11 protein-coding genes and 1 tRNA gene are annotated in these 12,235 nt (G+C 71.3%); 7 read left to right on the top strand and 5 right to left on the bottom strand.

The features are described from left to right. Positions 1-7 precede the first annotated feature (7 nt). Entirely contained in the window at positions 8-475 is a 468-nt protein-coding gene (locus ACH4RC_RS26420) for an SCP2 sterol-binding domain-containing protein (protein ID WP_398205365.1), read from the bottom strand. A 76-nt stretch (positions 476-551) separates the two neighbouring features. Here ACH4RC_RS26420 and ACH4RC_RS26415 point away from each other — a divergent pair, with 76 nt between their 5' ends. Together ACH4RC_RS26415 and ACH4RC_RS26410 are read left to right on the top strand one after the other, a co-directional pair. After that, positions 552-1,226 carry a TetR/AcrR family transcriptional regulator gene (locus tag ACH4RC_RS26415; protein ID WP_398205364.1) on the top strand — a complete coding sequence of 225 codons (675 nt, stop codon included), beginning with the start codon at positions 552-554 and terminating at the stop codon, positions 1,224-1,226. A gap of 146 nt (positions 1,227-1,372) precedes the next feature. Further along, complete coding sequence (locus tag ACH4RC_RS26410; protein ID WP_398205363.1) at positions 1,373-3,421, top strand: AMP-dependent synthetase/ligase; 2,049 nt, start codon at positions 1,373-1,375, stop codon at positions 3,419-3,421. Between the two features lie 45 nt (positions 3,422-3,466). On the opposite strand, the gene ACH4RC_RS26405 is transcribed toward ACH4RC_RS26410, so the two are convergent. Next, positions 3,467-3,910 carry a cytidine deaminase family protein gene (locus ACH4RC_RS26405; protein WP_398205362.1) on the bottom strand — a complete coding sequence of 148 codons (444 nt, stop codon included), beginning with the start codon at positions 3,908-3,910 and terminating at the stop codon, positions 3,467-3,469. A gap of 169 nt (positions 3,911-4,079) precedes the next feature. Between ACH4RC_RS26405 and ACH4RC_RS26400 the strand changes: the two genes are divergently transcribed. After that, positions 4,080-4,301, top strand: a complete 222-nt coding sequence (locus ACH4RC_RS26400) for a hypothetical protein (RefSeq protein ID WP_356494882.1) — start codon at positions 4,080-4,082, stop codon at positions 4,299-4,301. A 420-nt stretch (positions 4,302-4,721) separates the two neighbouring features. On the opposite strand, the gene ACH4RC_RS26395 is transcribed toward ACH4RC_RS26400, so the two are convergent. From ACH4RC_RS26395 to ACH4RC_RS26385, 3 genes are all read right to left on the bottom strand, one after another. Then, positions 4,722-5,180, bottom strand: a complete 459-nt coding sequence (locus tag ACH4RC_RS26395) for a type II toxin-antitoxin system VapC family toxin (RefSeq protein WP_398205360.1) — start codon at positions 5,178-5,180, stop codon at positions 4,722-4,724. Continuing rightward, a complete protein-coding gene (locus ACH4RC_RS26390; RefSeq protein WP_398205358.1) occupies positions 5,170-5,439 on the bottom strand; it encodes a type II toxin-antitoxin system Phd/YefM family antitoxin in 270 nt (89 codons plus the stop codon). The genes ACH4RC_RS26395 and ACH4RC_RS26390 overlap by 11 nt, the downstream gene beginning before the upstream one ends. A gap of 201 nt (positions 5,440-5,640) precedes the next feature. Beyond that, positions 5,641-5,713, bottom strand: a tRNA-Arg gene (locus ACH4RC_RS26385). Between the two features lie 368 nt (positions 5,714-6,081). Here ACH4RC_RS26385 and ACH4RC_RS26380 point away from each other — a divergent pair. The 4 genes from ACH4RC_RS26380 to ACH4RC_RS26365 all read left to right on the top strand — a co-directional run bounded on the left by ACH4RC_RS26380 (position 6,082) and on the right by ACH4RC_RS26365 (position 12,117). Further along, on the top strand, positions 6,082-7,728 hold the full coding sequence (locus ACH4RC_RS26380; protein WP_398205357.1) for a dynamin family protein: 1,647 nt from the start codon (positions 6,082-6,084) through the stop codon (positions 7,726-7,728). Positions 7,729-7,736: 8 nt separating this feature from the next. Further along, positions 7,737-9,752, top strand: a complete 2,016-nt coding sequence (locus ACH4RC_RS26375) for a GTPase (RefSeq protein WP_398205356.1) — start codon at positions 7,737-7,739, stop codon at positions 9,750-9,752. Between the two features lie 97 nt (positions 9,753-9,849). After that, the gene (locus ACH4RC_RS26370) at positions 9,850-10,353 is read left to right on the top strand and encodes a single-stranded DNA-binding protein (RefSeq protein WP_398205354.1); all 504 of its coding nucleotides are present in this window, start codon (positions 9,850-9,852) and stop codon (positions 10,351-10,353) included. Positions 10,354-10,680: 327 nt separating this feature from the next. Further along, positions 10,681-12,117 carry a Cys-Gln thioester bond-forming surface protein gene (locus ACH4RC_RS26365; protein ID WP_398205352.1) on the top strand — a complete coding sequence of 479 codons (1,437 nt, stop codon included), beginning with the start codon at positions 10,681-10,683 and terminating at the stop codon, positions 12,115-12,117. Positions 12,118-12,235 lie beyond the last annotated feature (118 nt).

The following is a 12,235-nucleotide window of genomic DNA, read 5'->3' as shown; positions in this document are numbered from 1 at the left end:
GCCGCCCCTATGCCTTCGGTATGTCGAAGTAGCGGGTCAGGCCCGCCGCGAGCGCGACATCGCCCGCGATCTTCACCTTGCGGAGCATGAACATGGTGACGGGCGAGGAGTTGCCGGACACGAGCTTGAGGAAGTCGGCGTCGGCCATGATCAGCGTGGTGCGCGGCTCCGCGTCCGAGCGGCCCTCGGTGACCGTGCACGTACCGTCGCCGATCTTCGTCTCGTAGACCGCGTCGGGCACGTCGCCCTGGCCGGTGACCTTCCAGCGGATGAGCGCGTCGAGCGACCCGGCGACCTCGGGCTTGAACTGCCGTTCCATGCGTCCGAAGACCTCCTTCAGGACGCGGGCGCGCAAGGCGCTGTCCTGCGCGATCTCGTTGATCTCCTTGCTGGACAGGCCTTTCACGAGCCGCGCGAACTCCTCGGGCGTGACGCTCGCGAAGTCGAGGGCCGCGATGTCGTCGGCACCGCTCATCGAACTCTCCTCGTTCTTACTGCTGGGTAAGATTACTAATTGGTAAGGTTACGGCTACGTAGGTAGGCTGACAAGGGTGACGGGGACTTCGGGAGCGGCTCAAGGGCGCACGGCGGCGCGACGCAAGCGTGTGCCGCGCCAGGTGCGCGAGCAGCAGATCATCGACGTGGCGGTACGGGTCTTCGCCAAGCGCGGCTACCACGCCGCGTCCGTCGACGAGATCGCCGAACTCGCCGGGATCTCCAAGCCGATGGTCTACCTCTACCTGGAGTCCAAGGAGGGCCTCTTCCTGGCCTGCCTGCGCCGCGAGGCCGACCGGCTGGTCGTCGCGTTCCAGGAGGCGGCGCGGGGCGCGGGCGCCGCGCCCGAACTGCGCCTGTACGCGGGTCTGTCGGCGTTCTTCGCCTTCGTCGCCGAACACCGTGACAGCTGGGTCGTCCTGCACCGGCAGGCGTCCGAGCTGACCGAGACGATCGCCGGGGCGGTCGCGGAGGCGCGGCGCGCGGTCATGGCGGAGGTCGCGGGCCTGGTCAGGGACGGCATCTCGGACAGCGGCCAGGGCGGGCGGCTGGGCGCCGAGGACGCCGATTTCGTGGCGCACGCGCTGGTCGGCGCCGCCGACTCGCTCACCGACTGGATGGAGCGCAACCCCGGCCAGGGGTCCGACGGCATGGCGCTGCGGCTGATGAACATGGTGTGGGTGGGCATGCGGGACGTCCTCGACGGCGGGGCGTGGCTGCCGGAAGCGTGAGCCCGGTGATCTCGGTACGACCCATTGATTTTTACTTACGCATGAGTAAGTTGACTCGTGAGTAAGTAGAACTCGGGACCTGCTCAGCACCGCACCTGCACCTGTATCTGTACCGACCGCCAGCCGCCGCGCGACCGGGAGCCGTCATGGGCGTACGCAAGGATCTGAAACGGGCCAGGAAGCGCGGCGACCTGGCCGACCGCGCGAGGCCCGTACTGACCAGGGACGAACGGGGCGTCGTCCGCGAGGCCCGCGTAGCGCCCCTCGCCACGCTGCCGTCGGACGGCTCGACGCCCGCCGACATCCCGTTCGTGAACGCGGCCGAAGCGCCGGACAGCGTCGTCGTACGCCGCAAGGTGGCGGGGACAGGGGAGTGGCGGCCGGTCACCGCGGCTGAGTTCGCCCGCGAAGTCACGGCCGCCGCCAAGGGCCTGATGTCCGCCGGACTCGAACCGGGCGGCCGCGTCGCCCTGATGTCCCGCACCCGCTACGAGTGGGAGGTGCTCGACTTCGCGATCTGGGCGGCCGGCGGGCAGACCGTCCCGATCTACGCGACCTCCTCGCCCGAGCAGATCGAATGGATCGTGCGGGACTCGGGCGCCCGGCTCTTGATCGTCGAGACCCCGGAGAACGCGGTCGCCGCCGAGGCCGGACTGGCCGCACTCCCCGACGCCGACCGGCCCCGCGTCTGGCAGCTCACCCCCGCGCCCGCGCCCACACCGGCCGCCGAAGCGGCGAACGGCGGCGCGATGGCCGAACTCGCCGCGCTCGGACGGGAGATACCGGACGACGAGGTCACCAAGCGCCGAGCCGCCCTCACCCCCGACACCATCGCCACGGTCTGCTACACCTCCGGCACCACCGGCCGCCCCAAGGGCTGCGTCCTCACGCACGGCAACCTCTACGCGGAGGCCGCCAACACCGTCGAACTGCTGCACCCCATCTTCAAGGCCATCACCGGCCAGACCGCCTCGACCCTTCTCTTCCTCCCCCTCGCCCACATCCTGGGCCGCACCATCCAGATCGCGTGCCTGCTCGCCCGTATCGAACTCGGCCACTGCGCCAGCATCAAGCCGGACGAACTGCGCCCGGAGCTGCGGTCGTTCCGGCCGACGTTCGTGGTCGGCGTCCCGTACCTGTTCGAGAAGATCCACGACACCGGGCGGGCCACGGCGGAGAAGATCGGACGCGGCGCGTCCTTCGACCGGGCCGACCGGATCGCGGTGAGGTTCGGCGAGCGCAGCCTGGCGAAATTCCTGGCGGGGCCGCAAGGAGCGGCTGAGCCGGAAGGAGCGGCGGGGCTGGAGGGAGCGGCGGGGCTGGAGGGAGCCGGGAGGCAGCGCGGTCCCGGCCTCGGCCTCACGCTCGCCACCGGCCTCTACGACCTCCTCGTCTACCGTCGCGTACGCAAGGAGCTGGGCGGCCGCCTGCGCTACGCGATCAGCGGCGGCTCCCCCCTCGACCGCGGCCTCAACCTGTTCTTCTACACCGCCGGAATCGTCATCTACGAGGGCTACGGCCTGACCGAGACGACAGCCGCGGCTACCATCACCCCGCCGCTGCGGCCCCGCCCCGGCACCGTCGGCCTGCCGGTCCCCGGCACCACGATCCGTATCGCGGACGACGGAGAAGTGCTGGTCAAGGGCGCCATCGTGTTCGGCTCGTACTGGCAGAACACCGCGGCGACCGCGGAAGCGCTCGCCCCGGACGGCTGGTTCCGCACCGGCGACCTCGGCGCCCTCGACGACGACGGCTACCTCACCATCACCGGCCGCAAGAAGGACATCCTGGTCACCAGCGGCGGCAAGAACGTCTCGCCCGCCGTCCTGGAGGACCGCCTGCGCAGCCGTTCGCCGGTCGGTCAGTGCATCGTCGTCGGCGACAACCGCTCCTACGTCGCCGCCCTCGTCACCCTCGAACCGGAGTCCGTCGCCCACTGGCTGAGCGTGCGCGAACTGCCCGCCGACACCCCGATGTCTGAGGTCATCCGCGACCCGCGCATGATCGCGGCCGTGCAGAAGGCCGTCGACTTCGCCAACGAGGCCGTCTCACGCGCCGAGTCCATCCGCAAGTTCTCGCTGGTCGAAGGCGAGTTCACGGAGGACAACGGGCTGCTGACCCCATCCCTGAAGATCAAACGCCAGGCGGTCATGGCGGCGTACGAACGGGAGATCGAGGAGCTGTACGGTGCGTGACTCCGTTCCGGCTCCGGATCATCCGACCGGAACTGCGGTGATCGGTCACTCCTCCAGCTGATGATCGGCCCATACGTACGTGAAGGGAAGCAGCTCGCCGATCGGGACGGCCCGCGCCTGCCCGTCCGCATCGCCCACGATGACCCGGATATCCGGAAAGTAGTCGAGGAGGGCCTGGCGGCAGCGTCCGCACGGCGGGAGGAGGCCCCGCTCGCGGTCCCCGACGGCGACGATGGTGTCCAGTTCGTACGCGCCCTGGGCGGCCGCCGAGCCGATGACGACGAGCTCGGCGCAGGGCCCGCCCGTGAAGTGGTACGCGTTCATGCCGGTGATGATCCGGCCGTCGCGCGCACGGGCGGCGGAGGCCACGGTGTGGGTCTCGCCACGGCTGTGGGCGCGTGCGACATGGGCGGCGGCCTCGACGAGCTCCTGGTCGACGGCGCCGAAGCCGCCGGGTTCGAAGGTGCCCTGTGGTGCCTGCGCAGTCATGCTTTCCCCCTGCTTCCGGGCCGGCGGCCCACGCACGCCGGTGCCCCATCTTGCCCGCGCGGATCCGGGCTGTGTCGAGGAGCCGACCCGGTCGGGGCACGTTTCGTTGCCTTACTGGTTTCTTACGACCTGACATTTCACGGCTCAGGGGGCGCATACTGGCAGCACGATGACGAAGCCCTCCGCGCCGCGGCGCCACCTGCCGACAAGCCCCTTCAACGCTCCGTCCGCCGCTCCCCCCAAGCACTTCGACCTCGGGGACCGCGTCACGCACGACCGGTACGGCCTGGGAAGGATCATCGGCGTCGAGAACGGCGTCGCGATGCTCGTCGACTTCGGCTCCCGCCAGGCCCGCATCAGCAGCCCCTATACCCACATGGACAAACTCTGACGCCAGCGCACCACGCGCAGACAGCCCCGGTGACCACCCGGGGCTTCGTCATGTCCGGACCCCCGCGCGGGACAGTGAGCCGGCGGGTCAGCGAGCCGACGAGTCAGCAAGCCGTCGGGACAGCGAAAAGGCCCCGCCGAAGCGGAGCCAGTTGGCGGCGCCCCCGGCAGGACTCGAACCTGCGGCCAAGCGCTTAGAAGGGCTGCTCAGGTGCTACCTCGTCGCTCTTCCGAGCAGAAAATTCACCAACCCGGCGAACCTTCCTGGCGGGCACCGACGCGAATGCTCCGATCGACTGATTCCTCAAGCCGCGGCGACGATCCCACCCAGACCGGCCAAGCGCGGCGCCGGGTTCCGGGGAGAGCAACAAGGGGATGAGTCGCCACGGGGTCCTGCCGCGGCCCTCTGCCAGGTGTGCGGCTACAGGTCGTGCGGGATCTTGGGCCGAGTTACGGGCACGATGGTGATCAAGTCGTCGAGGCCCTTGAAGTCGTCGGGGTTGGTGGTGAAGAGGGGGAGTTCCTCGGCGGCCGCGATGGCGGCGATCATCAGGTCGGCCACACGGCGACGTGGCCTGCGCCCCGCGGAGACGACGGCGGCGCAGATTCTGCCGTAGATACGGGCGGCCTCCACGTCGAAGGGGATGGGGTCGAATTCGTTCTCGGCGCGCTGTAGGACGTCCATGCGGCGGGCCCGCTCGGCGTGTTCGTCGTAGGCGCTCTGCTCATGGCTGCCGCGTACCTGGTGAGGGCCTGCGGAGAGTTCCGCCAGGGTGATGGCGCTGATGGCCATCTCGGCGGGCAACTCGGCGGCGTCGATCCACTTGCGCAGGATCATGATGTTGGTGTCGAGCAGTCCCTGCTCGTGCTCAACGGGCATACGGGTCGTCCAGCTCCTGCTCGACGGCGGCGTCCTGGTCGTCGCGGAAGGTGTCCGGCGAGATGTCCGGAGCGGTACGTGACATGGCCGCGAACTCGGCACGGGGAACGAACCGGCGACGGCGTCGGAGCGGTATCAGCTCGCCGAGACGGTGTCCGTCGCGTGTGACGGTGAACGCCTGTCCCCCCTGGACGGCGTCCATGATCTCTTTGGAGCGGGTGCGCAGATCGCGCTGAGTGATCTCCGGCTGCGCTGTCATGCTGCCCACGGTAGCAGAGGTGTGCTACCTGGTGCTACATCGCGTCTCGGGTGTGGAGTCGTTGACGGAGGGGTGTTGCCGTGTCGCGGGGTCTGTCTGTGCCCACGTACGCGAACCAGTCGAAGGCGCTTGCTCATGGAGCGATGTCCATCCGGACATGAAGGAGCCCCTCACGTGTCTTCGCAGGTGAGAGGCTGTTTGCGCCCCCGGCAGGACTCGAACCTGCGGCCAAGCGCTTAGAAGGCGCCTGCTCTATCCACTGAGCTACGGGGGCCGGTGTGTGGCCGGTGGCTTGGACGGATGAGGGGGTGGGTGATCCGTGACCTTGCCGGGGACAAGGATAGGGCTCCCGACTCCCGGTCCTTGTTGCTTCGCCTCCGCGCCACGATGTGGAGGTTCAGTGAAGCGATCCCGATAATCGCAGGCAGGTACGAATCCTGCAGCGCTTTTGGCGTCTCACGCCCCGGGTGTTGTGCACTCGTTATGCCTGCGCCCCCTGCCTCCCCTTCCGTCCCGCTGTGTGCTTCCTGTGCCGTATCGGACACCTTGTTCGGGGTCCCGTGCCTGCCGAAGGGTGTCTTGTCGGCGCGCAGGGGTGGTCATATGCTTCAGAAAGCCACCAAAATTGGGCATTCTTCGCATGTGGTGACCTTGGACGTACGGCCTCAGCTGCTCGACGCACTTACCGCGCTGCGCGACCGTGTCGCCGCCGCACGGTTTCCGCTCCCGCTCGCGGGGGCTCCACGCGCGCGTGCCAACCGCGACGAGTTGCTCGCACAGCTCGACGACTATCTGGTGCCCCGCCTGCGCGCCCCCGAAGCGCCGCTGCTCGCCGTGGTGGGCGGCTCCACCGGGGCCGGCAAGTCCACCCTGGTGAACTCGCTCGTCGGGCGTGTGGTGAGCGAGGCGGGGGTGCTGCGGCCGACGACGCGTACGCCCGTCCTCGTCTGCCACCCCGACGACCACCACTGGTTCGCCGGGATGCGCGTCCTGCCCGACCTCACGCGCGTGTGGGTGCCCCGCCAGGCGGACGCCGAGACCGACGAGGCCGAAGGCGACGAGGACGACCCGCTCACGCCCCTCCTGGAGGACGAGGAACGGGCGCTGCGCATCGAGACCGCGGACGCGCTGCCGCGCGGGCTCGCGCTCCTGGACGCGCCGGACGTCGACTCGCTCGTCGCCGAGAACCGGTCGCTGGCCGCCCGGCTGATCAGCGCCGCGGACGTGTGGGTCATGGTGACCACCGCGTCCCGGTACGCCGACGCCGTGCCCTGGCACCTGCTGCGTACCGCGAAGGAGCACGACGCCTCCCTGGTCACCGTGCTCGACCGCGTACCGCACCAGGTCCTCGCCGAGGTGTCGCGGCAGTACGGCGCCCTGCTCTCCAAGGCCGGGCTCGGCGACCTGCCCCGGTTCACCGTGCCCGAGCTGCCCGAGTCGACGGGCAACGGCGGTCTGCTGCCGTCCACCGCCGTCGCGCCGCTCCGGGCCTGGCTCGCCCACCGCGCCCAGGACCGCGACGCCCGTACCCGCGTCATGACCCGCACCGCACGCGGCGTGCTCGACTCGCTGCGCGCCCGGATGCCGGAGCTGGCCGGGGCGGTCGCCGCCCAGTACTCCGCCGCGGTCCGGCTCACCGCCGCCGTCGAGGACGCGTACGACAGCGAGCACGCGCGCGTGGGCGCCAGGTTGGAGGGGGGCGCCGTGCTGACCGGGGACGCCCTCAAGCGGTGGCAGAGCTATCCGCTGGACTGTTCGGCGGGTGAATTGCTCGACGCCCTTGTGGAGAGCCTCGGCGCGCTCCTGCTCTGCGCGGTGACCGCCGCCGACGAGCACATCGACGAGGCATGGCGACGGGAACCGGCCGGCAGCGCCCCGGAACTGGCCGCCCGCGCCCCGGAACCGCACAGCGCCGAGCACCGGATCGGGATGGCCGTACGGCGTTGGCGGCGTGTCCTCGAGGAGTACGCCGAGGACGAGGTACGGGCCGCCGGTGAGGCGCAAGGCGCGTCGCCGCCCGACCCCGAGATCGTCGCCGCCCTCGTCGCCGCCGCCCTGCTCGGCGGAGGGCGGGCCAGGGCCGCGGGCGAGACCCTCGCCGAGCGGATCGGGGCGCAGAGCGCCCTGCGCCTGCGCGACCGCGGCGGACGGCTGCTCGACGAGTACCTGGACACCGTCCTCGACGCGGAACGCGACCGCCGCCTCGCGCCCGTGGACGCCCTCGGCGTCGGACCCGAACCCCAGGCCGCCCTGATCGCGGCCTTGTCGCTGCTGCAGAAGGAGAGGTGAGGAGGGCTATGACCGCCGTCACGGATCACACCGAGGACACGGGCCACCACCCCGACGACACCGACCACCGCCCCGATGACACGGGCCGCCGCCCCAGCGACACGGGCCGCGAGGACCGTTGCGCGGACCACTCCGAGCACGCCGCCCGAGCCGAACGCCCCACACGCGAGGAGGACGCGAACTTCTCCGAACCGGGCGAGCGCGCCGCCCCCTGGGACGACGGCCTCATCGCACGCCGCGCCGCCGGACTGCCCGCCCAAGCACCGGAAACGTCACCAGGAACGTACGGAGGGCACCGCACCATGCCGCCCACAACGGCCCCCGCCCCGCTTCCCGCCGCGCCTCCCGCGCCGCGCCTCACCCCGCGCCCCGACGCGCTGACCGACCGGCAGCTGCACCAGGACCTCACGCAGCGGCTCGACGCCCTGCGCGAACTCGTCGGCCTGTCGCGCACACGGCTCGACGGGAAGACGCTGGCCGAGGCCGGACACGTACTCGACGAGGCGGCCGCCCGGCGGCGGCTCTCCGCGCGGCACACCGTCGTCGCCGTCGCGGGGGCGACCGGAAGCGGCAAGTCGACGCTGTTCAACGCCCTCGCCGGGGTGCCCCTCTCGGAGACGGGACTGCGCCGCCCGACCACCTCGGCGCCGATCGCCTGCAGCTGGACGGACGGGGCGGCCGGGCTGCTCGACCGGCTCGGCATCCCGGGCCGCTCCCGGCGGCGCCCCCTGCAACGGCAGTGCGACGAGGCGCCCCTGGACGGGCTCGTCCTCGTGGACCTGCCCGATCACGACTCCGCGGCGCCCGCCCACCGCGAGCAGGTGGACCGGGTGCTCGCCCTGGTGGACGCCGTCATCTGGGTCGTCGACCCGGAGAAGTACGCGGACGCCATGCTCCATGAGCGGTACCTGCGGCCCATGGCCGGGCACGCCGAGGTCATGTTCGTCGTCCTCAACCAGATCGACCGGCTCCCCGGGGACGCCGCCGACCAGGTCCTCGACGACCTGCGGCGCCTGCTCGACGAGGACGGCGTCGCACTCGGCGAGCACGGCGAACTCGGCGCCACCGTGCTGCCCCTGTCGGCCCTGAGCGGCGACGGGGTCGGCGAACTGCGCCACGCGCTCGGCCGGTTCACCGCCGAACGGCAGGCCGCCGCCCGCCGCATCGCCGCCGACGTCGACGCCGCCGCCGAGAACCTGCGGCCGGTGTACGGCGCCGGGCGGCAGACCGGGCTGAGCGAGGAGGCCCGCGAGGAGTTCGCCGACCGGCTCGCCGACGCGGTGGGCGCGGCCGCCGCGGGGCAGGCCGCCGAACGCGCCTGGTCGCGCTCGGCCAACCGGGCCTGCGGAACCCCCTGGCTCCGGCTCTGGCGCTGGTACGAGGCGCAGCGCACCCTCACCTCGGCCGTTCCCGCCTCTGCCGGGCCCGGCGACGAGGAGCAGGTCACGGCGCGCCAGCGCGTCGAGCACGCCGTGCGCGTGGTCGGCGAGGCCGCCGCGTCCGGACTGCCCAGCGCGTGGGGGCAGGCCGTACGGGAGGCCGCGGCGCGGGGCGCGAGCGGGCTGCCCGAGGCGCTGGACGAGATCACGGCGGAGAGCGACGCGGCCCTGGACGGCGGGAGGCAGGCCCTGGGCACGTCGAACGGCGGCGCGGGGAAACCGCCGCGGCCCGGGTGGTGGCCCCTCGCCGTGTTCACCCAGGCGGCGATGACGGCGCTTCAGGTCCTCGGCGCGGTGTGGCTGGTGACCCGGGCGACCGGCGCGCTGCCGTCGAACTGGTGGGCGCCCGCGCTGATGGTGCTTGTCGGGATCGTCGGCGGCCCGTGCGTCGAATGGGCCTGCCGGCTGGCGGCCAGGGGCCCTGCGCGCCGACACGGCCAGGAGGCGGAGCGGCGCCTGCGGGACGCCGCCGCGGCCTGCGGCCGGGCCCGGGTCCTGGACCCCGTGGCGGCCGAGCTGCTGCGGTACCGAGAGGTGCGCGAACAGTACGTACGGGTGGCCGGGTTTTCCACAACCGGCCGGTAGAACACAGGTGTCGGCACGGTTCGTGGCGCGGGTGCAGTCTGGGACCGCGGTTCGGGAGGGGCTCGGGCCGCGACGCGGACGGGGAGGAACGTACGAGATGAACGAGACGCTGCTGACGGTTGTGGGGAACGTGGCGACGACGCCGGTCTACCGGGAGCTGCCGACGGGGCCGGTGGCCCGGTTCCGGCTCGCGGTGACCCCGCGCCGGTTCGACGCGGTGCAGAACACGTGGGTCGACGGGCACACCAACTTCTTCACGGTGTGGGCCAAGGGGATGCTCGGGTCGAATGTGCAGGGGTCGGTGTCGATCGGCGAACCGGTCATCGTGCAGGGCCGGTTGAAGGTGCGGGACGAGGAGCGGGGTGGCCAGCACTGGACATCGGCGGACATCCAGGCGACATCGGTGGGGCACGACCTGTCACGCGGGACATCGGCGTTCCGGCGTACGCGCGGCACCGGACAACAGGCGGCACAGCAAGCAGCGCAACAGGCAGCGCAACAGGGCCTGCAGGAACCCTCGTTCGAGATCGAGCCGGATACGGGAGCGAGGCAGACGGAGTCGGAGCTGGTCAGTGAGCCGGTGGGCGGGCCGGTGGGGTGAGCGGCCATCAGGCACCTGTGACCGAAGTGCCGCTTATCGACGACTGCGTTCCGGAGATTTGTCGATAAGCCCAGTTCATGAACGGTATTGGCGATAACGATTGCGAGTCGGATCGGTTGCCGGGTGGCAGCTCAGGGGATCGTGATGGGCCGCTTCCTTAGGATGCCGGGCGTAGCTCCATGAGCTTCGAGGGGTTCCTGAGGTTCACGAACCCCCGGGAAGCCCATGGGTGTAAGGAGTTCGGGAGCCTCAAGGGCTCGTAGGACTCAGCGATTCTGTCGGCGGGACGTCCCCCAGTGCCATCACGTCCTGCCTGAAGGGGATTACGTGTTTTCTCTGTTCTCACGGGCCGGGCACCGCGGACGAGGCACCGCTCGCCTCGCCGCGGCGGCCCTGGTGTCGGGACTCGCGATGACCGGCGCGATAGCCACCACCGGGACGGCGCACGCGGACGACGTCGCCAAGGCGCCGGGCGGCGCGAGCGCCACGCTGGGTGGCCTGGAGACGTACGAGACCGCCGTGATCCACGAGGGCGGACAGGACAAGCGGGTCTCCGCGGGCCTGTTCAAGATGACGGTGGACGGCGGCGGCACGCTGCAGACGTACTGCATCGACATCCACAACCCGACGCAGACGGACGCCAAGTACCAGGAGACGCCCTGGAGCGGCACCTCCCTGAGCGGCAACGCTGACGCGGGCCGGATCCGCTGGATCCTGCAGAACTCGTACCCCCAGGTCAACGACCTGGCCTCGCTCGCGAGCAAGGCGGGCGCGGGCAGCCTCACCGAGCAGGAGGCGGCGGCCGGCACGCAGGTCGCCATCTGGCGCTACTCCGACAAGGCCGACGTCGACGCGGTGAGCCCCGCCGCCGAGAAGCTCGCGGACTACCTGCAGAAGAGCGCCGGCCTGCTGAGCGAGCCCGGGGCGTCGCTGACCCTGTCGCCCAACGCCGTGTCCGGCGCGCCGGGCGAGCGGCTCGGCCCGGTCACGGTGCACACCAACGCCGACGCCGTCTCGATGACGCCGCCGGCGGCGGCCGCCGCGAACGGCGTGAAGGTCGTCGACAAGGCCGGCCGGCCGGTCACCACCGCGGCCGACGGCAGCCAGATCTTCTTCGACGTTCCGAAGGACGCGGAGGCGGGTTCCGCCGCGCTGACGGTGCAGGCGTCGACGACCGTCCCGGTCGGCCGCGCCTTCGCCTCCGAGAGCCGCAGCCAGACGCAGATCCTGGCGGGCTCCAGCGAGTCCACCGTCGCCGCCACCGCGACGGCGAACTGGGCGAAGACGGGCCCGGTGCCCGCCCTGTCCGCGCAGAAGAACTGTGCGAAGGGCGGTGTGGACATCACGGCGGTGAACAAGGGCGACGAGCCGTTCACCTACACGCTGATGGGCACCGACTACACCACCCCGGCGGGCGCCTCGCGCACGGTCACGATCCCGCTGAAGGAGGACCAGGCGTACGACTTCACGATCACGGGGCCCAACGGCTTCGAGACGCGGCTGCGCGGGGTGCTCGACTGCAAGACGGCCGCCGAGACGGTCGCCAAGGGTGACGACGAGGGCGTGACCCCGCAGACGGCGGCGCAGCCGAGCCCGGCCTCGGTCGGCGGCACCGGCAGCGGTTCCGGCTCGGACCAGGACCTCGCCGCGACCGGTGGCTCGAACGCCACGCCGGTGATCGCGGGCATCGCCATCGTGCTCGTCCTGATCGGCGGAGTCTCCGTCGTGCTCGTCCGCAAGAAGAAGCCGAGCGAAGGCCAGTAGGCAGTAGGCAGTGAGTAGTAAGAAGTAAGCGTCGTAGTACCGCGTCCCCGTCCCGCTGTGAGCGGGGCGGGGACGCGCCTGTTTCCGAGGCGGATCTTTCGAGGGCGGCTTCCGGGGT

It is taken from the genome of Streptomyces sp. NPDC016845, assembly GCF_044332585.1.
Lineage (GTDB): Bacteria > Actinomycetota > Actinomycetes > Streptomycetales > Streptomycetaceae > Streptomyces.
Note: the sequence above shows the minus strand (reverse complement) of the source record. Positions and strands in the feature narration are given on the sequence as shown.

Coding starts and splice junctions, on each gene's coding strand:
- ACH4RC_RS26420 (WP_398205365.1), bottom strand. CDS start 475: ATGAGCGGTGCCGACGACATCGCGGCCCTCGACTTCGCGAGCGTCACG.
- ACH4RC_RS26410 (WP_398205363.1), top strand. CDS start 1,373: ATGGGCGTACGCAAGGATCTGAAACGGGCCAGGAAGCGCGGCGACCTG.
- ACH4RC_RS26405 (WP_398205362.1), bottom strand. CDS start 3,910: ATGACTGCGCAGGCACCACAGGGCACCTTCGAACCCGGCGGCTTCGGC.
- ACH4RC_RS26400 (WP_356494882.1), top strand. CDS start 4,080: ATGACGAAGCCCTCCGCGCCGCGGCGCCACCTGCCGACAAGCCCCTTC.
- ACH4RC_RS26395 (WP_398205360.1), bottom strand. CDS start 5,180: ATGCCCGTTGAGCACGAGCAGGGACTGCTCGACACCAACATCATGATC.
- ACH4RC_RS26390 (WP_398205358.1), bottom strand. CDS start 5,439: ATGACAGCGCAGCCGGAGATCACTCAGCGCGATCTGCGCACCCGCTCC.
- ACH4RC_RS26375 (WP_398205356.1), top strand. CDS start 7,737: ATGACCGCCGTCACGGATCACACCGAGGACACGGGCCACCACCCCGAC.
- ACH4RC_RS26370 (WP_398205354.1), top strand. CDS start 9,850: ATGAACGAGACGCTGCTGACGGTTGTGGGGAACGTGGCGACGACGCCG.